Genomic DNA, 25,396 nt, shown 5'->3' on the forward strand with positions numbered 1-25,396 from the left:
CATATCCTTATAAATTCGACGTTTTGAGAAGCTTTCTCATCAATTTGTTCGCTAAAGCCGTTTACTGCCGAATATGCCAGCAGATATGTGGTTTTATCGTGCCGCAGGGTTTCCCTGCCGCAGCGGGAAATGCTAACTTAAGGGTTAGGGACGCCACGTTTTGGCATCGTTCATCCGATTCACTCGGCATCGCGGGAAAGAATGTGAAATATTTGCTGATTTTTTTGTTGGTTCTGGTGATCTTCGTGATTTCCGTCACTTTGGGTGCGCATAACGATCAGGTGGTCAATTTTAACTATCTGGTTGCGCAGGGCGATTATCGCGTATCGACCCTGTTGGCCACGCTGTTTGGCGCCGGCTTCGTTCTCGGTTGGATCATTTGCGGCCTGTTCTACCTGCGCACGCGCATTGCGCTGGGCCGCGCCGAGCGCAAGATCAAAAGGCTGGAGCTGCAGCTTGAGCAGCCCGCTGAACCGGCGGCTCAGGCCGTTGTCAGCAAGGAATAACCCTCTATGTTAGAACTGCTGTTTCTGTTGCTGCCCGTGGCTGCCGCGTACGGTTGGTACATGGGGCGCAGAAGCGCTCAGCAGGATAAACAGCAAGAAGCCAACCGCCTGTCGCGCGAATACGTGGCAGGGGTGAACTTTCTGCTTTCCAACCAGCAGGACAAGGCGGTCGATCTGTTCCTCGACATGTTGAAAGAGGACAGCAACACCGTTGAAGCCCACCTGACGCTGGGTAACCTGTTCCGTTCGCGCGGTGAAGTCGACCGCGCCATCCGCATCCATCAGGCTTTGATGGAAAGCGCTTCCCTGACCTTCGAACAGCGCCTGCTGGCGGTACAGCAGTTGGGCCGCGACTATATGGCGGCCGGGCTGTACGATCGCGCGGAAGACATGTTCAGCCAGTTGACTGACGAAGCGGATTTCCGCGTATCGGCGCTGCAGCAGTTGCTGGTTATCCATCAGGCCACCAGCGATTGGCAGAAAGCCATCGACGTGGCGGAAAAGCTGGTCAAGTTGGGCAAAGAGAAACAGCGCGTCGAGATTGCGCATTTCTACTGTGAGCTGGCATTGCAGGCGATGGGCAGTGACGATCTCGATCGGGCGATGAGCTTACTTAAGCGTGCGGACGCGGCCGATAAACAGTGTGCACGAGTATCCATCATGTTCGGGCGCATCTACATGGCGCAAAACGACTACGCCAAAGCGGCAGAGTCGCTGCAGCGCGTACTGAGCCAGGACAAAGAATTGGTCAGCGAAACGCTGCCGATGCTGCAGGAATGCTACACGCATCTGCCGGAACAACAGCACAACTGGGCTGAATTCCTTAAGCGCTGCGTAGAAGAGAACACCGGCGCTACCGCCGATCTGATGTTGGCCGAGATCATCGAGCAGCACGAAGGGCGCGACGTGGTGCAGGTCTATATCAACCGTCAGCTACAGCGTCATCCTACTATGCGGGTGTTTTATCGGTTGATGGATTATCACCTGGCGGACGCCGAAGACGGCCGTGCGAAAGAGAGTCTGCTGTTGTTGCGCGATATGGTCGGCGAGCAAATTCGCACCAAGCCGCGTTACCGCTGCCACAAGTGCGGATTTACCGCACACTCGCTCTATTGGCATTGTCCGTCGTGCCGCGCCTGGTCATCGGTCAAACCGATCCGCGGTCTGGACGGACAATAACGCGGCGGCGCGACAAAATAAAACGGGGCGATTCATCGCCCCGTTTTTCTACGTTCATCGCTTACTTTTTCTTGCCGCCTTTGGCGCCAGTTTTCAACAGCTGACGCAGTTTCTTCAGCTCTTTCTGGCTCAGCGGCTGTTCAATCTCTTCTTCAGTGCTTTGATTGTCGATCTCGCCGTGGTGCAGCTCATCCGCCTTTTTGGTCGGTTTTTCTGCCTTGGCGGCGGGGGCGCTGAAGCTGCTTTCCAGGCGCTGGCACACTTCCACGCTCAATGAAAACTCGTTTTCAGCGGCGGCGGCGCGGATTTTTTCCTTCAGTGCCAGAGGAATTTTAATGGTAAGTGTCGATATCTCGCTCATTTTGAAAGCCTTTCTGCAGGAAGATGCCTTCAAGCTAAGCCACTGGCGATCGGGTGTCTAGTGTGTAATAAAAATTTAATATTTTTGTAACAGTGTAAGGCGAGCAAGATGCGGTTTTTTCAGGCGGGAAACAGAGGCAGGGCCCGAGCGAGCGGGCCCTGTACCGGAAACATTATTTGTAGATGACCGCGGTGCCGCTCAGCATGTTGTTACCACCGGCGGAGATGATGCGGTAGCTGCTGGCGCCCTGGGCATCCGCTTTAGCGGCCAGTTTTTTCTCCAGGCTGCTGAGGGTGGTCGCATGACCTGCGGAAACGACGCCGGTGGCGGTCAGGCTATCGGCCTGCTGGCTGCTGATCGGCTCAGCGGCGAAAGTGGCGAAAGAGGTCAGTGCGATAGCGGCAGCGGCTGCAAAATATTTGATGGTTTTCATAGGTGACTCCAGTCTGTTTATTTAGGAAGGAAGCCATTCGCTTCCGATGTGGTGAATAATAAAGCATCTTGGCCGATTGAAAATCTGATAATGCTGAGTAATTTATTCAAAATATTTGATTGATAATTTACGCATCTTTACGGCGTTTTACGCTGCGTGGTTTATCGCTGGCGCGCTTTCGTTGACGCACCATGACAAAGGTGAGAGGTAACATGACAGAGCGCCGGTGCGCGCTGCGGCTGGGATTTCTGGCCCCCGGCATGTAGAATGCGGCGGTCAGTTTCGCGGGTGAGTCCCTGATTATGTCTATTTTACAGAAGGTAGAAGAAATGAAGTCTGAAAATAACGCTAATAACAATGACTTAAAATCATCTCCAATCGTTGTGGCGTTAGATTACGCCGATAAGAATGCCGCGCTGGCGTTCGCCGACCGTATCGATCCGCAAGACTGCCGGCTGAAAGTGGGCAAAGAAATGTTCACGCTGTTCGGGCCGCAGCTGGTGCGCGATCTGCACGGGCGTGGCTTCGACGTATTTCTTGACCTGAAATTCCACGATATTCCCAATACCACCGCGCATGCGGTCGCGGCGGCGGCCGAGCTGGGCGTTTGGATGGTCAACGTCCACGCCAGCGGCGGCGCGCGCATGATGACCGCCGCTAAAGAAGCGCTGACGTCATTCGGGGCGGATGCGCCGCTGCTGATCGCCGTGACGGTGCTCACCAGTATGGAAGCGGAAGACCTGCGCGGCATTGGTATCGAAGCCAGCCCGGCGGAACACGCCGAGCGCCTGGCGCGCCTGACCCGCGACTGCGGGCTGGACGGCGTGGTGTGTTCGGCTCATGAAGCGCAGCGCCTGAAGGCCGCCTGCGGGCAGGCTTTCCAGCTGGTGACGCCGGGGATCCGCCCTGAAGGCAGCGCGGCGGGCGATCAGCGCCGCATTATGACGCCGGTGCAGGCGCAGACCGCTGGCGTGGACTACATGGTGATTGGGCGTCCGATCACCCAATCTGCGGATCCGGCCGCGACGCTGCGCGCGATCCGCGCCTCTTTGGCCTGAGGAACCGCCGATGAATGACGATAACAGCCGCCTGGTGTATTCCACGGACACCGGCCGCATCAAGCAGGAAGACGTTAAACCGCAACGCGCCAAGGGCGACGGCATCGTGCGCATCCAGCGTCAGACTAGCGGCCGCAAGGGGAAGGGCGTGTGCCTGATTACCGGCGTCGATCTGGATGACGCTGCGCTCGACAAACTGGCGGCCGAACTGAAAAAGAAATGCGGCTGCGGCGGTTCGGTGAAAGACGGGATCATCGAGATCCAGGGCGATAAACGCGATCTGCTCAAACAGCTACTGGAAGCCAAAGGCATGAAGGTCAAACTGGCGGGCGGTTGAGGCGAATCGCCATGCCGCAGTGCAATGCTGCGGCATGGCTTGAGGCTGTTGCTGCCGGGGGTTAGCCCGTTAACGGCGAAAGAACCATAGCCTTAAAGTAAAGCAGACCTGAAATCATCGTTATTCTGGTTAATACGTCAAAGCGCCTCGGCGCTTTTGCCCGCCTGTCGGCAGAGGAACATCGGAAAGGTTATTTGCCAACCTGGTGACCGATGATGCCCCCTACCGCAGCCCCACCCAGCGTGCCCAACGCGCTGCCGTCTGTCAGCACTGCGCCGCCGACTGCACCGGCGCCGGCGCCGATAGCGGTGTTGCGATCGCGTTTGGACATGTTGGAACAGGCGCTCAGTGAAAATGCCAGAGTCAGAGCCAGAGCGGCGGTGGCGAAACGTTTATTGATAATCATCATAATGACTTCTCCTTAGCATTGGCTATATGGAAGTGCCCTCTAAGTATAGGCGCTAACCATAAATCAGGCCTGCTGTTGATTCCCGTACAGTATCGATATAAAAAATGGCACTTTTTGTTAACGGCCGAATAATTAGCAGGTTACGGCCCAAAAGTGACCGAAACTGAGTATAGGTTTCTCTGAAAGGATAAACAGGTAAATAGTCTTAAAATCCCGTTGCACAAGGGAAACGGCGCGCGGCGTGGCCCGCGCGACGCGAGAGGTGCGGTGGCGGCCCGCGTTATTCGTTGACCAGCTCCACCTGTACGCCCTGGCGTTTCAGCTGATGCTGATACTCCAGCGCCAGGCGTGAATCGGTGATCACTCGGCTGATTTGCCCCGGCTGCGCCAGCGGGTTGGGTTGGATCTGGCCGAATTTGCTGGAGTCCGTCAGCACGATATTCTCCACGCCCTTGGCCAGCACCGCGCTGACCACGTCGGCGCGCATCATGTCGCGGCCGGTAAAGCCGGTTTCGGCCTGAAAGCCGTCAATGCCGATAAACGCCTTGTTGAAATGCACCTGCTGAATGCACAGCCGTGTGAGCGGGCCGACCACGGTCTCGCTTTTCTTCTGGTACATGCCGCCCAGCACAATCACGTCGCAGTCGGTTTCTTTCAGCAGGTTGGCGATGTAGTGGCTGACGGTGATCAGCGTAATGCGCTTGCGTTCGGCGATGTAGCGGGCCAGCAGGGCGTTGGCGCTGCCGCTCTCGATAAAGATCGTCTCGCCGTCATTGACCTGCGCGGCGGCGTACTGCGCCAACCGTTGCTTGAGGGTGAAATTGGACATCATGCGAGCGTCGACGTCGTCGCTCTCCAGCGCCACGGCGGAGCCATGTACTCGCTTCAGATAACTGCGCTTTTCCAGCAGGTTGAGATCCTGCCGGATAGTGACTTCCGAAACGCCCGAGGCGCGCGCTAGCTCATTGACGCTGATCCGCCGGCGATCGTTAACCAACTGCAATATGGTCTGTTGTCGTAAATTCATATCGGCCTGATGATGCGGCCGCCAAGGCGCGGCCGCTAAGAGTCAAAGGTTTAAAGAGTATGTTCTGTGCGCGCAATAATATCATCCTGCGCCTCAGGGGATAATGCGGTAAAGAAAGCGGAATAGCCAGCTACGCGAACCACTAAATCACGATATTGGTCAGGGTGTTGCTTCGCCGCCAGCAGCGTTTCGCGCGACACGATGTTGTACTGCACATGCCAACCGCGATAGCTCTCGAAGAAGGTGCGCAACATCAGCATCAGCTTTTCCCGATCGCGCGGGTTGTCCAGCGTCGCCGGATTCAGCTTCTGATTGAGCAGCACGCCGCCAAGGATCGCCTCGGTTGGCAACTTGGCGAGCGAATTGAACACCGCCGTTGGCCCCAGGTGGTCGGTGCCGGACGCCGGGCTGGCGCCTTCCGCCAGAGGCTGGTGCGCCTTGCGCCCATCCGGCGTGGCCAGGGTGGCGGCGCCGAAGGGCACGTTGGCCGAAATCGACGAGGTGCCGGCGTAGTAGCCGCCGCCGATCGGCCCGCGGCCGAAGCGGGTGTTGCGGTACTGTTTCAGTTCTTCGATGTAGGTTTGGTAGGCGCGCACCAGCAGCCGATCGACCTCGTCCACATCGTTGCCGTATTTGGGCGCGGCGTTGAGCAGCCGCTGACGCAGCTGTTCGCCATCCAGTCCGGCGAAGTCTTCGGCCAGCGCGGCCGCCAGCTGCTGCTGGCCGATTGCCCCTTGGTCGAACACCAGTTTGCGCACCGCCGCCAGGCTGTTGCCCAGGTTGGCGATGCCGACCTGCAGGCCGGAAACCCAGTCGTATTTGGCGCCGCCTTGCTTGATGCTTTTGCCGCGTTCAATGCAGTCATCCACCAGCGCGGAGCAGAGGATATCGTGGGCGTTCTCCTCCAGCACGCTGTCCACCACGCACTCGATCTCGATCGACTTGCGCGTGTAGTAGCGAATTTGCCGATCCCAGGCGGTTAAGACCTGTTCGAAACCGGCGAAGTTTCCTTTGGACAGCGCCTGTTCCTGCGGCAGGAAGATCTGCCCGGAGGTGGCGTCGCGGCCTTGTTCCAGCGCCGCCAGCAGCACGCGGGCGAAGTTGATGAAGCTCATGCCGGTGCAGCGATAACCCCATTTGCCGCCGACGGCGGTCTCGATACAGCCGATGGCGGCGTAGTCGTAAGCGTCCTGCGGCTCGACCCCCAGCTTGATGAACTCGGGAATGACGATTTCGTCGTTATTGAATGCCGGCATGCCGAAGCCGCAGCGGATCACCTGTACGCAGGCGTCGAGGAAATCGGCGCTCATCCCGGCGTGGTAACGCACGCTGAGGTTGGGCTGGGTGGAACGCAGGCGGCCGCAGGATTCGAGAATGGCGTAGGACAGCGGATTGACCGCGTCACACGGCCGCCCATCGACCCGTTTTTGCCCGCCGATGGTGACGTTTTGGTACAGCGGGCTGCCGGCGGAGGCCTTGGAGTGCGAGCCGGAGCGGATCTTGTTGATCTCCAGCAGCTTCAGCCAGCAGCTGTGCAGCAGCTCGATGGCGTCTTCCCGCGCCAGGTTTTGCTCTAGCTCCACGTCGCGCCGATACCAGGGATAGAGATACTGATCGAGGCGGCCAAAGGAAACCGAATGGCCGTTGGATTCGATCTGCAACGTCAGCTGGATGAAATAGCACAGTTGCAGCGCCTGCCAGAAGGTTTGCGGCGGGCGATGGGCGATCAGGTCGCAGTTGTCTGCGATAGCCAGCAGCTCGGTGCGACGCCAGTCGCGGGTTTCGCGTTGCGCCATATCGCGCGCCAGGCGTGCGAAGCGTAGGATGTGCTCACTCAGCGCCGTCAGCACGATATCGATAGCGTTGAGAAACTGCGCTTTGTGCAGATCTTCCCACTCGGTCAGGCGCAGGCGGCTGCGGCGCGCGTTCACTTTTTCGCGCAGGCCGTCGAGGCCTTGTTCCAGTAGCAGCGGGAAGTTGACCGCCAGATGGGCGTCGCCAGAGGTCATGTTGCCCTCGGCCTTGATGATGCCGGTGGTCAGCAGCGCCTTTTGTTCGTCGGTGAACATGCCGTAGCAGCGATCCTGCACCGTTTGGCCGCGCCACCATGGGCACAGACGGTGCAAAATCGCCTTATTCTCTTCGCTGACTGAGAAGCCGGCACCCGGCCGGTCTGCCAACTGGTCTATCTCGTTTTCTATCCAGCCGACGGTGTATTCGGGGAAGATCGGCGCGGCGCGCAGCTCGCTGGCCTGGTTGCCGACGATCAGCTCGTCGTTGGCGATCCAGATGCTGCGCTTCGCCAGGTGGTTGGCCAGCGCCAGCGCACGGCGCACCGGCAGCGGCCGATCCTGATGCTGCTGATAGGCCTCGGTATAGTGCTGCGCGCGTTCGGTGCACACCGGCGGTTTGACGATGTGGATCAGCGCGTTCTTATGCGCCTGAATACGGGCGCTGAGGGTGGTCAAATCCAATGTGGTCATGGCGTTATCCTCGCAAAATGGCGGTCAGGCCTTTGGCGCCGGCGTACGTTTCGGCGAAGGCCAGCAGATCGGGCGCGTCCAGCGGTGTGCGGGCGGCGCGGTAGGGTTCGCCGAGCAGGTGATACTTGTTGATGCCCAGCGTGTGGTACGGCAGAAAGTGGATCTCCGATACGCCGATCTCGTCGGCGGCGAAGTCGACAATCGCGCGGACAGAGTGGCGATCGGCATTGAAATCGGGGATCAGCGGTACGCGCACGGTCATTGGCACGCCGTGCGCCGCCAGCCGGCGAAAATTGTTCATCACCCGGCGGGCCGAGCCGCCGGTCCAGGTTTTGAAACGCGCTTCATCGGTGTGTTTGAGATCGGCCAACAGCAGATCCAGCCAGGGCAACGAAGGGGCGATGTAATGCCACGGCACGTGCAGACAGGATTCGACGGCGGTGTGGATGCCGGCTTCGCGACCGCGCCGCAGCAGCTCCGCCGCGACTTCCGGCTGCATAAAGGGTTCGCCGCCGGACAGCGTTAAACCGCCGCCGCTGCGCAGGTAGAAAGGCTTATCCCGCATCACCTCGGCCATGATATCGTCGGGGTTGACCACGCTGCCGCACAGGCTGAGCGCGCCGGTTGGGCAGGCGGCGGCCAGCGCCGCGTAGTCGTCTGCGCTGATGACGTCGCGCCGCAGCGTCAGTGCGCCCTCGTCACGTAGCAGGCCTTGTGGGCAGCGCTCGGTGCACAGCGTACAGCCGCTCAGACACAGGCGCTCGTCAAACAGCAGATCCGCGTGGCGCGAGCGGCTTTCCGGGTTCTGACACCAGCGGCAGCTCAGCGGGCACCCTTTTAAAAAGACCACGCTGCGGATGCCGGGGCCATCATGGGTCGAGTAGCGCTGCAGATTGAAGAACATGAATCACCCGTTTGGCGTTGCTGAATCTTTCGCCATTAAAGATCTTTCGAATGAAAGTTGAATTGATTTTGATCAAAAGTTGACGGGGTTTTTGCCCTATGATGATCAGAGTTTGAATCCGCCCACAGAACATGACACAGGAGTCCGTGATGGAGCTTTATCTCGATACAGCCGATGTGACCGCGGTAAAACGCCTGGCGCGCATTCTGCCGCTGCACGGCGTCACCACCAACCCGAGCATCGTGGCGAAGGAAGGCAAGCCGATCTGGGAAGTGCTGCCTGCGCTGCGCGACGCCCTTGGCGGCACCGGCAAGCTATTCGCGCAGGTGATGGCGGCCGATGCGGAGCGCATGGTGGCTGAGGCGTCGCTGCTCAGCCAGCGGGTACCGGGGCTGGTGGTGAAGATCCCGGCAACCGCGGAGGGATTGGCGGCGATCAAGAAGCTTAAAACGATGTCCATCCCGACGCTGGGCACCGCGGTGTACGGTGCCGGGCAGGGGCTGTTGGCCGCCTTGGCCGGGGCGGAATATGTGGCGCCTTACGTCAATCGGGTTGACGCGCAGGGCGGCGACGGTATTGAAATGGTGCACGAGCTGCAGCAGCTGCTGAGCCTGCACGCGCCGTCGGCGCAGGTGCTGGCCGCCAGCTTCAAAACACCGCGCCAGGCGCTGGAGTGCCTGTTGGCGGGCTGCCAGGCCATCACGCTGCCGGTGGACGTCGCGGAGCAGTTCCTCAGCGCGCCGGCGGTGCAGGCCGCGGTCGAAAAATTCGAGCAGGATTGGCAGGGGGCGTTCGGCTCAACGCTGTTAGGCTAAAGCCAGTAAAAAGGGCGCCGCGGCGCCCTTGCTTGATGCTCGGTTCGTTTAGCCGCGGCCGGTCTCCTCTCGCAGCGCGGCGCCGACCTCGTGCGTCGTCGGCTGTTCGGAACGCAGCGCCCGGCGGATCGCGAAGAAGGCGGCAATCAGCATGGTTACCGCCACCAGCATAAAGAACCCGCACAGCGCGGCGTTGATCTGGTTGCTGAACACGATGGTTTCCATGTCTTTCAAAGACTTGGCCGGCGCAATGATCGTGCCTTGCTCGATGCCGGTGGAGAACTTCTTCGCCTGCGCCAGGAAGCCGATGCTCGGTTTTTCGTGGAAGATCTTCTGCCAGCCGGCGGTCATGGAGGTCACAAACAGCCAGGCGGTCGGCAGAATAGTCACCCAAGCGTAGCGCTGTTTTTTCATCTTGAACAGCACCACGGTGCCGAGGATTAGCGCCATCGACGCCAGCATCTGGTTGCCGATACCGAACAGCGGCCACAGGGTATTGATGCCGCCGAGCGGATCGACCACGCTCTGATACACGAAGAAGCCCCAACCGGCCACCGCCACCGTGGTGCCCGCCAGGTTGCCGAACCAGGAGCGGTTGTTGGCCAACTGCGGTACCGCCACGCCCACCAAATCCTGCACCATAAAGCGACAGGCGCGGGTACCGGCGTCGACGGCGGTCAGGATGAACAGCGCTTCGAACAGAATGGCGAAGTGGTACCAGAAGGCCATCATCGCCCGGCTGTTGAACACCTCGCTGATGATGTGCGCCATGCCCACGGCGAAGGTCGGGGCGCCGCCGGCGCGCGACAGGATGGAGTTCTCGCCCACCTCTTTGGCGATCAGCGCCAGCGTTTCCGGCGTGACGATAAAGCCCCAGCTGTTGATCACCTGCGAAGCATTTTCCACCGTGGTGCCGATCAGTGCCGCCGGCGAGTTCATGGCGAAGTAAACGCCCGGATCCAGCACCGAGGCGCAGATCAGCGCCATGATGGCGACGAAAGACTCCATCAGCATGGCGCCGTAACCGATAAAGCGAATGTGGCTTTCGCGTTCCACCAGCTTGGGCGTGGTGCCGCTGGAGACCAGCGCGTGGAAGCCGGAAATGGCGCCGCAGGCGATGGTGATGAACAGGAACGGGAACAGGGCGCCGGCGAACACCGGGCCGCTGCCGTCGATGAAGCGCGAGACCGCCGGCATTTTCATCTCCGGCATGGCGAAGACGATGCCGATAGCCAGGCCGATGATGACGCCGATTTTCATAAAGGTGGAAAGGTAATCGCGCGGCGCCAGCAGCAGCCACACCGGCAGCACCGAGGCGACGAAGCCGTAGATCACCAGCACCCAGGTCAGGGTGGTACCGTGCAGCGTGAAGAACGGCCCCCAATAGGGATCTTGCGCCACGTTGCCGCCGTAAACGATCGCCAGCAGCATCAGCACGAAGCCAATCACCGAAATTTCAGCGATTTTGCCCGGCCGGATAAAGCGCATGTAGATGCCCATGAACAGGGCGATCGGGATGGTGGCGGCGATGGTGAACAGCCCCCACGGGCTGTCGGCCAACGCTTTTACCACCACCAGCGCCAGCGCCGACAGGATGATGATCATCACCCCCAGTGCGCCGAGCATGGTGATCACCCCGGCGAATGCGCCCAGCTCTTGCTTGGCCATTTCCCCCAGCGAACGGCCGTCGCGGCGTGTGGAGATGAACAGCACCAGGAAATCCTGCACCGCGCCGGCCAGCATGACGCCGACCAGGATCCAGATGGTTCCCGGCAGGAAGCCCATCTGCGCGGCCAGGATCGGCCCCACCAGCGGCCCGGCACCGGCGATGGCGGCGAAGTGGTGGCCGAACAGCACCCATTTGTTGGTGGGCACGTAGTCCAGGCCGTCGTTGTGACGTTCTGCCGGGGTCAGACGACGGTCATCCAGTTCAAAGACCTTGTCGGCAATGAACCGGCTGTAGAAGCGGTAGGCGATGCTGTAGCAGGCGACGGCGGCGACCACCAGCCAGACGGCGTTGACGTGCTCGCCACGGCTGAGCGCCAGCATGGCGAAAGCGAAGGCGCCGACCAACGCCACCAGCAGCCAGATAAATCCGGACCTGATGTTTTTCATGAAACAACTCCTTGGCGTGCAGAGGTAAAAATCAACGTTGTTATTAGGAATGACGTTTTAACAGTAGAAGTTTTGCCGCCGAACCGCGGCAGGTCGGATGAGAAATGTGAAGCAGGTGGGGTTTTAGTGTAAAAACAACGTGATGAAACCGCGTTGGCGCAGGCTGTCGCCCACACCATCCTGAGCAGTTATTCATTCTGCATTTTCACGGCGCGCACAGCGAATTATCGTCGTTTTTTATCTGGGCACGGTGTCTGGCGGATTATTATTTTATCTGTCGAGGCGTGCCGAAATAAAATTATTCATGCCGTGTTATACCTTTATTTTCACCCGCAGGCTTAATCATTCATCAAATAAATAATAAAGCTACGAAAGGAATTTAATTATGATAAATAAAATCATCGAAGGGTATTTACCGCAGCTCACGGCCATTCGGCACGATATTCATCAGCACCCTGAATTGGGTTTCGAAGAGTTTCGCACCAGCGATCTGGTGGCGGATTATCTGAGTTCGTGGGGCTATGAGGTGCACCGCGGATTGGCGGGCACCGGCGTGGTGGGTACGTTGCGGGTAGGCGACGGCGTTAAACGCCTCGGATTGCGTGCCGATATGGACGCTCTGCCGATCGAAGAGAACAACGGCAAGCCCTGGAGCAGCAGCGTGGCCAACCGCATGCACGCCTGCGGCCATGATGGTCACACCACTATGTTGCTCGGTGCCGCCCGCTATCTGGCGCAAACGCGCAACTTCAACGGCACGCTGCACCTGATTTTCCAACCGGCGGAAGAGATGCTGAACGGCGGCGCGCGCATGGTGGAACAGGGGCTGTTCGAGCGCTTCCCCTGCGACGCCATCTTCGCCATGCACAACATGCCGGGGATGCCGCTCGGCGAGTTCTTCTTCCAACACGGTCCGTTTATGGCCTCGATGGATCAGTTCAACGTGCGGGTGCAGGGGCGTGGCGGCCACGGCGCCATCCCGCAGCTGGCGGTCGATCCCGTGCTGGTGGCCTCGCATATCACTGTCGCCCTACAGAGCATCGTTTCGCGTAATATCGATCCGCTGGAGGCGGCCGTGATCACCGTCGGCAGCATCAAGGCCGGTGAGGCGGCCAACGTGATCCCGGACAGCGCGGAAATGAAGCTCAGCGTACGCTCTCTGGATCGTCAGGCGCGCGCAACCCTGCTGGCGCGCATTCCGGCGCTGATCGAGGCGCAGGCGGCAAGCTTCGGTGCCCACGCGGTGGTGGAGCACGTTAACGGTACGCCGGTGTTGGTCAACGACGAAGCGATGACCCGCTTTGCCCACCGTGTGGCGGAGCAGCAGTTCGGCGCCGCCCGCGCGCACTACGGTGCCCGGCCGCTGATGGGCAGCGAAGATTTCGCCTTCATGCTCGATGCACATCCGCAGGGCTGCTACCTGATCGTTGGCAACGGCGATGGCGAAGGCAGCTGCATGGTGCATAACCCGGGATATGACTTCAATGACGGCTGTCTGGCGGCCGGCAGCCAGTATTGGGGAGCGTTGGCGGAAGCGTATTTAAAATAAACGCGAAAAATAATAACAGGGAAGATAATGATGAGTGAAAATACGGCTGAAACCCAAACGGAAATAATATCGGCCCCGAAGGTCGGTGGCAAAAAGGTCATATTCGCCGCCTCCTTCGGCAATGCGCTGGAGTTTTTCGATTTCGGTATTTATAACTTCTTCGTTATTTATATCAGCGTATTGTTTTTTCCCCCGTCTAGCGATCCGCATCTGGCGTTGCTGTTGGCGTTTGCCACGTTCGGCGTCAGCTTTTTCATGCGGCCGCTGGGCGGCATTCTGATTGGCGCCTATGCCGATCGCTGTGGCCGCAAGCCGGCGATGATCCTGACGATTTCCTTGATGAGCCTGGGCACGGCGATGATCGGCTTTGCGCCGACCTACGCCAGCGCCGGCTATTGGGGAACCGCCACGCTGGTGGCCGCGCGTCTGATCCAGGGCGTAGCGGCGGGCGGCGAGGTGGGGGCGTCGATGTCGTTGCTGGTGGAGTCGGCGCCGCCCCATCGGCGCGGTTTCTATTCCAGCTGGTCACTGGCGACGCAGGGCATCGCCACCGTGGTTGGCGGCGTCACCGCGCTGGCGCTCAGCGCGGCCTTGCCGGTGCTTTCCGGCGAACCGAACGCCATGGCCGAGTGGGGATGGCGCATTCCATTCTTTATCGGCGTGGCGCTGGCGCCGCTCGGTTGCTGGCTGCGTCTCGGGCTGGAAAGCGATCGGCCGTCGGTGGCGCGGGCTCACGAGCCGCCTGCTCAGCTGCGCCAGCACTCGCGGGCGGTAGTGCTCGGTGTGATGCTGACCATCGGCGCCACCGTCGCCACTTACATCTCGATGTATTATCTCGGCACCTACGCGGTGAAATACCTGGGAATGGCGCAGGCCTACGGTTATGCCGCGATGCTATTGGCGGGGCTCATCACCTTCGGCGGCAGTCTGCTGGTCGGGCGCTGGTGCGATCGTTACGGCCGTCTGCCGCTGATCCGCGGGTCGCGGATCGCGATTCTGATCGTGGCCCTGCCGGCGTTTTGGTGGCTGAGCGCGGTGCCGCATCCTGCGGTGCTGCTGCTGATCGTCGCGTTGCTGGTCGGGTTGACCACGCTCGGTTCGGTGCCGACCATGCTGATGATTTCGGAGCTGTTCCCGCAGCGCATTCGTGCGCTGGGGTTTGCGTTGGTCTACAGCCTCGGGGTGGCGATCTTCGGCGGCTTCGCCCAGTACATCGCTTCGCAGTCGATCGCGCTGAGCGGTTCGCTGCTGGCGCCCGCCGTCTATCTGATGGTGGCTACGCTGGCTTCGCTGGCGGTGCTGCCATTGCTGCGTGAAACCGGCGGAGAGCCGCTGCGCTAGCCGAAAAAAAACGCCGGCGGTTTTCACCGTCGGCGCTTTGCGTTGCGACCGTTTCAGGCTGGCGTTCAGGCCGCCGGGCGGGCGATCACGCTGCGGGTTTCCATGCGCACTTCGGCGATGGTGACCTGCAAGGTATCGCTCTGGCGGTAAACCACTTCGCCTTTAATCTGCACGGTGCCGGTTTCCTGGCTGCACTGCATCTCGTCACGCACCGCGTGAATGAACGGTGCCGGGATGAAGGCAACCGCGCCGTTGTCCAGCAGGCGTACACGCAGGCCGCCACGGGTCACGTCGATGATCTCGGCGTTGAAGCGGGTATCGGTACCGGCCTTGTCCTGCAGGAAGCGGGCGTACAGCCAGTCGCCGACGTCGCGCTCCGCCATGCGGTTCAGGCGGCGGCGCTCCGCCAGCTGCACCGTGACGTCATCCTGTGGCTTTTCCGCCGGTTGCTGGTTGATGATCGCCTTCAGCAGACGATGGTTGACCATATCGCCGTATTTACGGATCGGCGATGTCCAGGTGGCGTAAGCCTCCAGACCCAGACCGAAGTGTGGCCCCGGCGTAGTGCTGATCTCGGCGAAGGTCTGGAAGCGACGGATGCGGCTGTCGAGGAACTGGGTCGGCTGCGCATCCAGGTGGCGGCGCAGTTCGCAGAAACCGTCGAGGGTCAGCAGCTTCTCGGCTTCGGCTTCCACGCCGTTGGCCTGCAGCACGGTGACCGCTTGTTCAACCAGCGCAGGATCGAAACCGGTGTGCACGTTGTACACGCCGAAGCCCAGGCGATCGCGCAGCACGATGGCGGCGCAGACGTTGGCGGCGATCATGCACTCTTCAACGATGCGGTTGGCGCTGCGGCGCTGCTCGGTAACGATCTCCAGCACGTCGCCTTTTTCACCCAGCACGAAGCGGTAGTCCGGACGATCTTTGAACACCAGCGCATGCTGGTGGCGCCAGGCATTGCGCGCATCGCAAACGCGCTTCAGCAGGGTGATTTGTTGCGCGATGGCGTCGCTCGGCGGTTGCCAGCCGGCAATGCCGTCCAGCCAGTCGGAGACTTCGTCGTACACCAGTTTGGCTTTGGATTCGATCTCGGCGGCGAAGAACTGAATATCGTCGCCTAGCGCGCCGTCGGCGGCGATGGTCACGCGGCAAGCCAGCACCTGGCGGCGCTCGTTAGGGCGCAGCGAGCACAGGTTGTCCGACAGATCGCGCGGCAGCATCGGGATGTTGAAGCCCGGCAGGTAATTGGTGAAGGCGCGCACGCGGGCGATATCGTCCAGCTTGCTGCCTTGTTCGACGTAGGCAGTCGGATCGGCGATGGCGATGGTCAACTGCAGCGAACCGTCACCGTTGTCGGTCACGTACAGCGCATCGTCCATGTCCTCGGTGCTGGCGCTGTCGATGGTGACGAATTCGAGCGCGGTCAGATCTTCACGCACCAGCGCAGCGTCCGGCTCGCTGAGGGCCTGCATCTCCGGCGCCTCTTTTTCCAGGTTGTGACGCGCCAGCGTCACCCACCACGGGGCGAAATGGTCTTCGCCTTCGGTGATAAAGTGGGTCAGGTCGGCGTTGAAGCCGCGATCGCCTTTCAGCGGATGGCGGCGCATTTCCGCCACCGCCCAGTCGCCGGCCTGGAAGTTGTGGGTCAGTTCACGCACCGGGCGGCACGGAATCGCATCTTTCAGCAACGGATGATCGGGCACGATGGACAGGCGATCGTCGCGCTTTTGCACGCGGCCGACAAAGCGCGACAGGAACGGCTCGACCAGGGTTTCCGGCTCGGCGATTTCGCGCTCTTTCTCGGTGTGCAGGGTGGCGATAATGCGATCCCCGTGCATGACTTTCTTCATGTACGGCGGTGGAATGAAGTAGCTTTTTTGACCGTCTACTTCAAGAAAGCCAAAGCCTTTCTCGGTCCCTTTCACGACGCCTTCAACGCGCGGGGTCTGAGAGTGAAGTTGCTGTTTAAGCTGCGCCAGCAGCGGGTTATCTTGAAACATATCGTCCAGTGAATGGGTTGTGAGTGGCAAGATTTGCGGCTGACAGTTTTACGCGAATCACCCGCTGCGAGCAAGCCTAACGTCACGGAACCCCGCGTTGCCGCGCGATTTTGCGCAAGAATGGTCAATCGAAGGGCGAACGATGAAAAACCCCGGCGCGCAGGCCGGGGTGAAGGGCGTGGGACAATCAGTCCCGCAGCGGCGTCGGCTGCAGGATTTCAATCCAGTAATCGTCCGGATCGCGAATGAACGCCACGTAGTTCATGCGGCCTTCATGCAGGCGTTTCTGGAAGGTGACGCCCAGGCGCTCAAACCGCTCGCAGGCGGCGCGCACGTCCGGCACCGTGACACACAGGTGGCCAAAGCCGCGCGGTTCGCTGTTGCCGTTGTGGTAGTGGAAATCCGCCTGATTTTCGGTGCCGTGGTTATGGGTCAGCTCGAGAATACCCGGCTGGCTCAGCGCCCAGCGTTTGCGTTCGTCGTCATCCTGCGGGATCTGCTCGCGCGGGCTGCGCGTCAGGTAGCAGATGGTGAAAGCGGCTTCTTTGAACTCTTCCAGATAGACCGGGGTAAAGCCCAGCACGCGCGTATAGAAATCCAGCGCTTTGGCCAGATCCTTCACGCGGATCATGGTGTGGTTGAACACGTAACCGTCGGTAACCGCGTCCGGTTGGGCCGCCACGCCGGGCAGCGTCAGTAAATCATTCAGTGGCATCAGTGATCCTCCTCAGGGTGTCGGCAGACTGTAGGTGAAATCGATGCTAATCTAAAGTAATTGTTTTTAACTAAAACACTAACTAAAAGTGAATGATAGATGAAGCTGAGCCAGCTGAAGTTTTTCTGCACCGTGGTGGAACACAAAACCATCGCCGCCGCCGCCCGCGAGCTGCACTGCGTGCCTTCCAACGTCACGCTGCGGCTGCGTGAACTAGAGGAGTCGCTGGGCGGCGAGCTGTTTTTCCGCGACAAGAACCGGCTGTACGTCAATCCCAAAGGGCGGCTGTTCTACCAGCAGGCGCGCGACATCGTGGCGCAGGCGGAGCGCAGCAAGCAGCTGTTCGCCGGCGAGCATCAGCATGGGCTGCTGAACCTCGGGGCGCTGGATTTCTCGCTGGTCAGCCATTTACCGGCGCGTATTGCCAGGCTGCGCCGTTTACAGCCTCATCTGCACATCAACGTACTGAGCCGCGACTCGCTGGTGCTGGAACGCATGCTGATCGACAGCGATCTCGACCTGGCGATCACCGACGGCCCGATTGAGCATCCGTTACTGGCCAGCCAAAAGGCATTCGATGAACGGCTGGTATTGCTGATGCCGGCCGATGTCGGGGAACCCGACGCCGCCACGCTGGTGCCGCTGGAGTTTTACACGTTCAGCCGCGAATGTTCGTTTCGCCTGAAGGTGGATCACTGGCTGGCCTCGCGCGGGCTGAAACCGCGCATGACGCTGGAAATGGAGTCTTATGCCGCGATGGCGGCCTGCGTGCAGGCCGGTTGCGGCGTGGCCTGCGTGCCCGGTTCGTTGCTGCCGCTGATCTTGCCGGCACCAGGGTTGAAGGTGGTGGAAATGGGTGAGGAGGGCGTGAGCGATCTGTACTTCGTCTGGCGACGGCATCAGCTGTCCGACGAGTTGCAGACTATCCTGGAAATATTGGTGCGCCCGGCGTGAACCGGGCGCGCATGTTCAGGCAATACGCAGCGAGGGTTGCTGCTCGCTGCGGCGAATCACCACCGGGATCGACTTCGAGGTCGGGGTGCCGGTACCGTCGCCGAAGCTGGCCAGCGGCACCAGCGGGTTGGTTTCCGGGTAGTAGGCCGCCAGGTTGCCACGCGGAATGTCGTAACTCACCAGCTTGAACCCGTCCACTTTACGCACCACGCCATCGTTCCACAGGGTTTCTATCTCTACCCGTTCGCCATCCTGTAGGCCCAGTGCCGCCAGATCCTCCGGATGGATGAACAACACTTCGCGCTGGCCGTAAACGCCGCGGTAGCGGTCATCCAGACCATAGATGGTGGTGTTGTACTGATCGTGCGAGCGCAGCGTCTGCAGGGTAAACGGCGCTTGCTCGTCGCCCAGCTGCGGGAACAGGGTGGTCGGCAGCGCGGCGGCGCTGAATTCCGCCTTGCCGCTCGGCGTGGCGAAGCGCAGTTCGGCGGCGGCATTGCCCAGGTAGAAACCGCCGGGCTGGTCGCAGCGCCGGTTGAAATCCTCGAAGCCGGGAATGGTGACGGCGATATGATCGCGGATCAGCGAATAGTCGTCGGCCAGTTCCAGCCAGTCCAGCTGTTGCGTACCCAGCACGGCGTCGGCGATGCCGCAGACGATCGCCGTCTCTGAACGTTGAGTATCCGCCAGCGGTTTGCCGATGCCTTCCGAAGCGTGAACCATGCTGAATGAATCCTCGACCGTGATGTACTGCGAGCCGCTGGCCTGCATATCCAGTTCGGTGCGGCCGAGCGTCGGCAGGATCAGCGCGTCTTTGCCGGTCACCAGGTGGCTGCGATTAAGCTTGGTGCTGATATGCACCGTCAAATCGCAGTTGCGCAGGGCGCGGGCGGTGCGCTCGGTGTCCGGCGCTGCGGCGGCCAGGTTGCCGCCCAGCGCGATCAGCACTTTCACTTCGCCGCGCAGCATCGCTTCGATCGCTTCCACCGTGTTGTGCCCCACCGCGCGATTGGCGGTGAAGTTAAAGTGGCGTTCCAGGCTGTCGAGCAGTGCCTTCGGCGACTTCTCATCAATCCCCATGGTGCGGTTACCCTGGACGTTGCTGTGGCCGCGCACCGGGCACAGACCGGCGCCCGGTTTACCCAGTTGCCCGAACAGCAGCTGCAGGTTGGTGATTTCACGCACCGTCGCAATAGAGTGTTTATGCTGAGTCACGCCCATCGCCCAGGTGCAGATCACCCGTTCGGCACCCTGGTAGGTGGCCGCCGCCTGGCGCAATTGCGCTTCGCTCAGGCCCGATTGCGCGGTAATGGTCTGCCACTCGGTCGCGTCCACCTGCGCCAGGTAAGCCTCCACGCCGACGCTGTGCTGTTCGATAAATGCCAGGTCGAACAGGGCGGGTTCACCAGCGGCCATACGCTGGCGGTGAGTTTCCAGCAGCGCTTTCACCATGCCGCGCACCGCTGCCATATCGCCGCCCAGATTTGGCTGGTAATAGGAAGAGCTGATCGGCGAGGATTTTGGCGTCAGCATCTGTACCGGATCCTGCGGATCGGCGAACCTTTCCAGCCCACGTTCGCGCAGGGTGTTGAAACTGACGATACGCGCGCCGCGTCGGGCGGCGTTTTTCAGGCTGTGCAACATGCGCGGGTGGTTGGTGCCGGGGTTTTGACCGAACACGAAGATGGCGTCGGCCTTTTCGAAGTCATCGATGCGGATGGTGCCTTTGCCAACGCCGATGCTCTGCTTCAGCCCGACGCCGCTCGCTTCGTGACACATGTTGGAGCAGTCGGGGAAATTGCTGGTGCCGAGCATGCGGCCGAACAGCTGATAAAGGTACGACGCTTCGTTGCTGGCGCGGCCCGAGGTATACAGCTCGATCTGGTTCGGGTTGTCCATACCGTTGATGTGCTTGGCGATCAGCGCCAGCGCGTCCGGCCAATGGATAGGCTCATAGTGGTCGGTTTCGGCGTTGTAGCGCATCGGATGGGTGAGGCGACCCTGGTATTCGAGGAAATAGTCGCTCTGCTGCTGCAGGGTGCTGACGCTGTGGGCGGCGAAGAACTCAGGCTCCACGGCGCTGCGCGTCGCTTCCCAACTGACCGCTTTGGCGCCGTTTTCGCAGAAGCTGAAGGTGCTGTGGTTGTCGTCGCCCCAGGCGCAACCGGGGCAGTCGAAGCCGCGTGCCTTGTTGACGCGCATCAGGTTGCGCATGTTTTTTAGCGTTTGTTTACTGTCGAGGACAAAGCGGGTGGTGGCTTCAAGCGAACCCCAGCCGCCCGCTGGGCCGGTATAAGGCTTGATTGACGGTTTGAATTTCATGGTGACACTTCGCAGGTGGTTGTAGCTAAAAAGTAAACGCTTTTTTATGCGTCTTGCGTATTTATGTCACAAGTTTAGGGGCGTGGCAGGCAGGCGTCTAATCGAATGGGGCAATGGCGGCATAGAGCGTATCTATCGCAGGCGGACGCTGACCTAAACAAATGGTTGCATAAAGACACCCGCTGCAAAAGAGTAATGGTTTCGTCTGAAAGTGAATTCATGCAGTCTATCTCGCGGATTATATTGGCATTTTATTCAGCCTGCGGGCCTGAGGAACACAGCGTGAAGCGTTCAGTATCAGTGGTGATCGGCGGTATATTACTGCCTTTAGCGGCGCAGGCGGCGGAAACAACGCCCCATTTTCCCACCATGACCCCACCGGCGATAGACGCCGCCTCTTACGTTTTGATGGATTACACCACCGGCCAGGTACTGGCGGCCGGCAATGCCGACGAACGGCGCAACCCGGCCAGCTTGACCAAACTCATGACCGGGTTGGTGATCGACCACGCGCTCGATCAGCACAAGATTGGCCTCGACGATGTCGTCACCGTGGGGAAAGACGCCTGGGCGCAGGGCAACCCGGTGTTCAAAGGCTCTTCGTTGATGTTCCTGAAGCCTGGTGACAGGGTCACGGTTCGCGATCTCAGCCGCGGCATCATCATCGATTCCGGCAACGACGCCTGCGTGGCGATGGCGGACTATGTGGCGGGCAGCCAGGCCAACTTCGTCAAGCTGATGAACGAGAAGAGCGCGCAGCTGGGCCTGCAGAACACCTATTTCGAAACGGTACACGGGCTGGATGCGCCGGGGCAATTCACCACCGCCGGCGATCTGGCGGTGGTTGCGCGCGCCATCATCATGAGTGAGCCGGCGGAATACCACATGTACAGCGAGAAATCGCTGACCTGGAACGGTATCACGCAGCAGAACCGCAACGGCCTGCTGTGGGATAAGACGCTGCACGTCGATGGGTTGAAAACTGGGCACACCGCCTCGGCCGGCTTCAACATCATCGCCTCCGCCACCGAAGGGGATCGCCGCCTGATTGCCGTGGTGATGGGCGGCAAAAGTTCCAAAGGCCGCGAGGAACAGGCGCGCAAGCTGCTGAGCTGGGGGCTGCGCGACTTTACCACGGTACACCTGTTCAGCGCCGGCCAGAGCCTGGGGGAAGAGCCAGTCTGGTACGGCGAGAATCACCGGTTACCGGTCGGCAGCGTGCAAGAGCAGTCGCTCAGCCTGCCAAAAAACGAAGCGGACAAGCTGAAGGCGCAGTACGTGATCAATACCGCGCGGCTGGAAGCGCCGATTGGTAAAGGGCAAACCGTCGGCGAGATCCGCATCAGCGACAATGGCCAGGTAGTGAAAACCCTACCGCTGGTGGCGCTGCAGGCGGTACCGCAGGGCGGCGTGTTCTCGCGCCTGGTGGATTACGTGAAGCTGAGGCTCTGACTCGTCGGGCGGGCGGCGGCCCCCGGTGGTATACTGGTGCGAATGCCGATCATTGAGCTGCGCTATGGATATTAAACAACTGATTTATTTGTGCAATCTGGAACGAGAGCGCCACTTCGGCCGGGCGGCGGAGGCCAGCTTCGTCAGCCAGCCGACGCTATCCATGCGATTGAAAAATCTGGAAAAAGAGCTGGGCGTTTCGCTGATTAACCGCGGCAACCATTTCGGCGGTTTTACCGCCGAAGGCGAGCGGGTGTTGGCGTGGGCGCGTGAGATCGTCTCGGTTTATCAGGGGCTGAAGCTGGAAGTGGAGTCGCTCAAGCACGGTTTGCACGGCACGCTGCGCCTCGGCGTGGTGCCGCAGTGCAGTATCTCGGTATCGGAAATGCTCAAGGCGGTCAGCGAACGTTACCCGCATCTCGATTACCGGCTGGCGGTGCTGAGCGCTGATCAGCTGTTGGAGGCGCTGACGGCGCACACCGTCGACATCGGCATCGGCTTTTTCGAGCTGTCGACCTTGAAGGAGCTGCATTTCCAATCGCAACCGCTGGTGGAAACCGGCGTCGAGCTGGTATTTCATCCGCAACATTTCCCGAAGCTGGTGGGCGATACGCCGTTGCCGCTGGAGGCGGTGGCCGCCTTGCCGTTGTGTCTCGCCGAGCCGACGCGTTATTTCCGCCGCTATCTCGATCAACACTTTCGCGACGCCGGGTTGACGCTGCACACGCGGCTTGAGACCGCGTCGATCTTCCAACTGCTCGAAGGTATTTTCGTCGGTTTGGGCTGCGGACTGTTCCCGCGCGGCCAGCTGCAATCGCCGTTGATGCCGGCGTTGCAGCGGCGTCCGGTGGCCATCGGCGCCATGCCGCGTCATGCGGCGGTGGTCGTCGATATGGCGGAGCGCGCTACGCCGTTGGCGCAAAAGTTCTTCGATGCCGCCAGCGAGTGGCTGCGTCAGCAGAATGTCTAAAACGCGCCGTATTGCGGCCGGTAATAAGGCCGCATAGCGGTATTCAGTCGGTGGTGATGGAAGATGTTGCATCGCCCAACGTTTGGCGCAGGCGATTTTCCCAGGCGTAGAGTGCGGCGGTGAGGATCACTTCCAGCGCCTGCGCCTGATTCAGACCGCTGTTGAACAACGGCTGCACGCTCTGTGGGGTAAATTTCTCCGGTGCGCGCGTCAGCTCGGCGGCGGTGTGGATCACCGCGCGTTTGACCGTATCCTCGGTAGAGGCCAATCCCTGAGGCAGCCCGGTGAACAGCGCCTGTACCAATCCGTCATCCTGCATTTCATGCGCCACCGTGGCCGCGCAGTAACGGCTGCCGTTGATGCGCGAGACCACCAGCGTCGCCAGCGCCTTCAGGCGGCTCGATAACCCATACCCTTCGGCATTGATGCCATTGAACACGCCGTTGCGTTCGCGCAGTGCGGCGGCATCGTGCGCTAACAGTAGATAATAAGATTCGGCGCGCGCCTGCGGGTGGCTCTGATCCAACACGTCAAGCTGTTCGGCGGCGGCGGTTTCCGTGTCGATCGGCGGCAGCCGCGCAGTCCAGCTCAGTTCTTCGGTACTGAAAGCGACGCCATCGGCGTCTTCGACATTCGGGAAGCCGGGCACCACTACCGCCGGTCGGCCGGCTAACGCCGCGATGCCAGCTACCACACGCGCCTGATAGCTGACAAAACCGATGATTTGCGAAAAGGTGACGATATCCGCAGGGCTCAGCCCGACGTCGACAAGCTGTTGCAGCGCCTTGCGGCAAATCAGCGTGGGTTGGCTGGCAAGCTGGCGGGCATATTGGGTGATCTGGGCGAGCCGGATATTGCTTTCCCGGGAGGCGTCCGGGCTGTGCAGCGGGGCGAGGCGGGCGGCATAGTGGCTACAGAGGGACTGCACGCCGGTCACCTGAGCGACGGTCAGTGCGGTGCTGAGGCGATCGTAGGGTGACAATGTCACGTATCGTGATAGCGACACCTGGTCGGGAAACAGGGCGTGGTAACCGGCCAGTGAGGCGTTGAATACCCCGGCGCGAGCGCCGAGCGCGCTGTTTAACGCTTCATCGGCGAAGGCACCCAGCCCCAGCAGAAAACGATCGCGCAGGGTAGCCGCCTGCGGCTCCAACGGCGTATCGCCCCGCACGCTGCTTTGGGTTTCGTGATACCACTGGGCATTATGTTGTCGACGGAGTCGTTCCATAGGGTCAATCCTTAATCATGATCAACAGCCACCGCTGCGTACGGCAGCGGTGGCTGGACAAAGAGGCAACATGCCCGCAGGCGGGGCGAAAGGCGGATTTAGCGCAGCTCATCGCAGTACAGCGCGTGGCCGTAAACAGAGAAACCGGTGGCCAGCGTGAGCAGAAACTGCGCGAGGCGGCGATGGCGAAGGCTGTTCATCAGTGCGATATCCTGTCGTATGAGAGGCTCAACGTAGGGGATATCCTCACCGATCGCCCTGGCGAGATAAAATAATGTTACGGACTAATCAATAACTGAAAGGAATAAAATATAAGGATATATAACAAGAATGTAATTTGTATGTGCATTTTCTCGCTAAGCGACCGAGGCGCGCAGCAATAAAAAACCCGCCGCAGCGGGTTTGTTGCAGGCCAGGACGGGGCTCAGAAACGGCCGCCGTCGCGTCGCCAGGCGTCGGCGGTCAGCGCCTCGCCGAAGTGGCTGGCGATAAGACGCTTGGTCAATTCGTGCAGCGGCGCCGCCAACACCTCGGCGGTGCTGCCGCGTTCGACGATCTCCCCTTCGTGCATCACCAGCACCTGGTCGCTGATATGCTTCATCATGCCGAGATGCTGGGTGACGTAGATATAGGAAATGCCGTGTTTTTCCTGCAGTTCCAGCATCAGGTTGATGATTTGCGAGCGCATCGACATGTCCAGCGAGGCCAGCGCCTCATCGGCGACGATCACCTTCGGCTGCAGGATCAGCGCACGGGCCAGCGCGACGCGCTGTTTTTGCCCAGAAGCCAGCATGTGCGGATAGTAGTAAGCGTGATCCGGCAGCATGCCGACCTGGCGCAGCGTTTGGTTGATACGCTGCTCGCGCTCGGCGGGCTCCAGATCGGTGTTCAACCGCAGCGGCGCATCCAGCAGCTGGCCGATGCGCTGACGCGGGTTGAGCGAGGTGCTCGGATCCTGAAAAATCATACGAATGCGCTGGCTGCGGTAGCGATAATCACCGAACGCCAGCGGATGATCGTCGATCAGCAGTTCGCCGGCGGTCGGTTCCACCATGCCGGAGAGCATTTTCGCCAGCGTGGATTTGCCAGAGCCGTTTTCACCGATCACCGCCAGCGTCTGACCTTCACGCAGGGTAAAGCTGACGGATTTCACCGCCTCGACGTGCTGACGGCGGAACAGCCCGGTGCGGTAGCGGTAGGTTTTGCTCAGGTTGCGCACTTCCAACAGCGTTTCCATG

At 60.4% G+C, this 25,396-nt stretch carries 22 protein-coding genes; 10 read left to right on the forward strand and 12 right to left on the reverse strand.

All coding sequences use genetic code 11. The features are described 5' to 3' along the window. Nucleotides 1-203 precede the first annotated feature (203 nt). Both WA302_RS14195 and lapB read left to right on the forward strand, forming a co-directional pair. Complete coding sequence (locus tag WA302_RS14195; protein ID WP_025303024.1) at nt 204-506, forward strand: LapA family protein; 303 nt, start codon at nt 204-206, stop codon at nt 504-506. A 6-nt stretch (nt 507-512) separates the two neighbouring features. Continuing rightward, nucleotides 513-1,685, forward strand: coding sequence for a lipopolysaccharide assembly protein LapB (gene lapB, locus WA302_RS14200; protein ID WP_025303023.1), 1,173 nt, complete (start codon nt 513-515; stop codon nt 1,683-1,685). Nucleotides 1,686-1,746: 61 nt separating this feature from the next. Here lapB and WA302_RS14205 read toward each other — a convergent pair whose 3' ends face one another. Together WA302_RS14205 and bhsA are read right to left on the reverse strand one after the other, a co-directional pair. Further along, entirely contained in the window at nt 1,747-2,046 is a 300-nt protein-coding gene (locus WA302_RS14205; protein ID WP_025303022.1) for an Arc family DNA-binding protein, read from the reverse strand. A 172-nt stretch (nt 2,047-2,218) separates the two neighbouring features. Continuing rightward, complete coding sequence (gene bhsA, locus WA302_RS14210) at nt 2,219-2,479, reverse strand: multiple stress resistance protein BhsA (RefSeq protein ID WP_025303021.1); 261 nt, start codon at nt 2,477-2,479, stop codon at nt 2,219-2,221. 329 nt (nt 2,480-2,808) lie between these two features. On the opposite strand from bhsA, the gene pyrF reads away from it, so the two are divergent. Both pyrF and yciH read left to right on the forward strand, forming a co-directional pair. Continuing rightward, on the forward strand, nt 2,809-3,537 hold the full coding sequence (gene pyrF / locus WA302_RS14215) for an orotidine-5'-phosphate decarboxylase (protein ID WP_049205533.1): 729 nt from the start codon (nt 2,809-2,811) through the stop codon (nt 3,535-3,537). 10 nt (nt 3,538-3,547) lie between these two features. Then, the gene (yciH, locus tag WA302_RS14220) at nt 3,548-3,874 is read left to right on the forward strand and encodes a stress response translation initiation inhibitor YciH (RefSeq protein WP_025303019.1); all 327 of its coding nucleotides are present in this window, start codon (nt 3,548-3,550) and stop codon (nt 3,872-3,874) included. Nucleotides 3,875-4,064: 190 nt separating this feature from the next. Here yciH and osmB read toward each other — a convergent pair whose 3' ends face one another. The 4 genes from osmB to WA302_RS14240 form a co-directional block, all read right to left on the reverse strand. After that, complete coding sequence (gene osmB, locus WA302_RS14225) at nt 4,065-4,283, reverse strand: osmotically-inducible lipoprotein OsmB (RefSeq protein ID WP_004945176.1); 219 nt, start codon at nt 4,281-4,283, stop codon at nt 4,065-4,067. A 280-nt stretch (nt 4,284-4,563) separates the two neighbouring features. Next, entirely contained in the window at nt 4,564-5,310 is a 747-nt protein-coding gene (locus WA302_RS14230) for a DeoR/GlpR family DNA-binding transcription regulator (RefSeq protein WP_004930631.1), read from the reverse strand. Between the two features lie 50 nt (nt 5,311-5,360). Further along, a complete protein-coding gene (locus WA302_RS14235; protein ID WP_336064296.1) occupies nt 5,361-7,793 on the reverse strand; it encodes a formate C-acetyltransferase/glycerol dehydratase family glycyl radical enzyme in 2,433 nt (810 codons plus the stop codon). Nucleotides 7,794-7,797: 4 nt separating this feature from the next. Further along, the gene (locus WA302_RS14240; protein WP_049205489.1) at nt 7,798-8,697 is read right to left on the reverse strand and encodes a glycyl-radical enzyme activating protein; all 900 of its coding nucleotides are present in this window, start codon (nt 8,695-8,697) and stop codon (nt 7,798-7,800) included. Nucleotides 8,698-8,846: 149 nt separating this feature from the next. On the opposite strand from WA302_RS14240, the gene fsa reads away from it, so the two are divergent. Next, nucleotides 8,847-9,512: a fructose-6-phosphate aldolase gene (fsa, locus tag WA302_RS14245; protein ID WP_049205488.1), complete on the forward strand. Its 666-nt coding sequence runs from the start codon at nt 8,847-8,849 to the stop codon at nt 9,510-9,512. Between the two features lie 48 nt (nt 9,513-9,560). On the opposite strand, the gene WA302_RS14250 is transcribed toward fsa, so the two are convergent. After that, a complete protein-coding gene (locus WA302_RS14250) occupies nt 9,561-11,627 on the reverse strand; it encodes a carbon starvation CstA family protein (protein ID WP_336064298.1) in 2,067 nt (688 codons plus the stop codon). Nucleotides 11,628-12,012: 385 nt separating this feature from the next. On the opposite strand from WA302_RS14250, the gene WA302_RS14255 reads away from it, so the two are divergent. Next, nucleotides 12,013-13,176: a M20 aminoacylase family protein gene (locus WA302_RS14255; protein WP_197780417.1), complete on the forward strand. Its 1,164-nt coding sequence runs from the start codon at nt 12,013-12,015 to the stop codon at nt 13,174-13,176. Nucleotides 13,177-13,206: 30 nt separating this feature from the next. Beyond that, nucleotides 13,207-14,517, forward strand: a complete 1,311-nt coding sequence (locus WA302_RS14260; RefSeq protein ID WP_301480321.1) for an MFS transporter — start codon at nt 13,207-13,209, stop codon at nt 14,515-14,517. A gap of 65 nt (nt 14,518-14,582) precedes the next feature. On the opposite strand, the gene WA302_RS14265 is transcribed toward WA302_RS14260, so the two are convergent. Both WA302_RS14265 and gloA read right to left on the reverse strand, forming a co-directional pair. Then, nucleotides 14,583-16,517: an exoribonuclease II gene (locus tag WA302_RS14265; RefSeq protein WP_025303013.1), complete on the reverse strand. Its 1,935-nt coding sequence runs from the start codon at nt 16,515-16,517 to the stop codon at nt 14,583-14,585. Nucleotides 16,518-16,704: 187 nt separating this feature from the next. Then, on the reverse strand, nt 16,705-17,232 hold the full coding sequence (gloA, locus tag WA302_RS14270; RefSeq protein WP_025303012.1) for a lactoylglutathione lyase: 528 nt from the start codon (nt 17,230-17,232) through the stop codon (nt 16,705-16,707). A gap of 99 nt (nt 17,233-17,331) precedes the next feature. On the opposite strand from gloA, the gene WA302_RS14275 reads away from it, so the two are divergent. Then, on the forward strand, nt 17,332-18,186 hold the full coding sequence (locus WA302_RS14275; protein ID WP_336064301.1) for a LysR family transcriptional regulator: 855 nt from the start codon (nt 17,332-17,334) through the stop codon (nt 18,184-18,186). Nucleotides 18,187-18,201: 15 nt separating this feature from the next. Here WA302_RS14275 and WA302_RS14280 read toward each other — a convergent pair whose 3' ends face one another. Then, the gene (locus WA302_RS14280) at nt 18,202-20,508 is read right to left on the reverse strand and encodes an FdhF/YdeP family oxidoreductase (RefSeq protein ID WP_049205483.1); all 2,307 of its coding nucleotides are present in this window, start codon (nt 20,506-20,508) and stop codon (nt 18,202-18,204) included. A 282-nt stretch (nt 20,509-20,790) separates the two neighbouring features. On the opposite strand from WA302_RS14280, the gene dacD reads away from it, so the two are divergent. Beyond that, a complete protein-coding gene (dacD, locus tag WA302_RS14285) occupies nt 20,791-21,960 on the forward strand; it encodes a serine-type D-Ala-D-Ala carboxypeptidase DacD (protein ID WP_336064302.1) in 1,170 nt (389 codons plus the stop codon). A gap of 64 nt (nt 21,961-22,024) precedes the next feature. Beyond that, nucleotides 22,025-22,930, forward strand: coding sequence for a LysR family transcriptional regulator (locus tag WA302_RS14290; protein WP_025303008.1), 906 nt, complete (start codon nt 22,025-22,027; stop codon nt 22,928-22,930). Nucleotides 22,931-22,973: 43 nt separating this feature from the next. On the opposite strand, the gene WA302_RS14295 is transcribed toward WA302_RS14290, so the two are convergent. Together WA302_RS14295 and sapF are read right to left on the reverse strand one after the other, a co-directional pair. After that, nucleotides 22,974-24,158 carry a CMD domain-containing protein gene (locus WA302_RS14295; protein WP_336064304.1) on the reverse strand — a complete coding sequence of 395 codons (1,185 nt, stop codon included), beginning with the start codon at nt 24,156-24,158 and terminating at the stop codon, nt 22,974-22,976. A gap of 424 nt (nt 24,159-24,582) precedes the next feature. Next, complete coding sequence (gene sapF, locus WA302_RS14300) at nt 24,583-25,395, reverse strand: putrescine export ABC transporter ATP-binding protein SapF (protein WP_016927550.1); 813 nt, start codon at nt 25,393-25,395, stop codon at nt 24,583-24,585. Between the last annotated feature and the right edge of the window lies 1 nt (nt 25,396).

This window comes from Serratia sp. 201, from assembly GCF_037027545.1.
Lineage (GTDB): Bacteria > Pseudomonadota > Gammaproteobacteria > Enterobacterales > Enterobacteriaceae > Serratia > Serratia bockelmannii.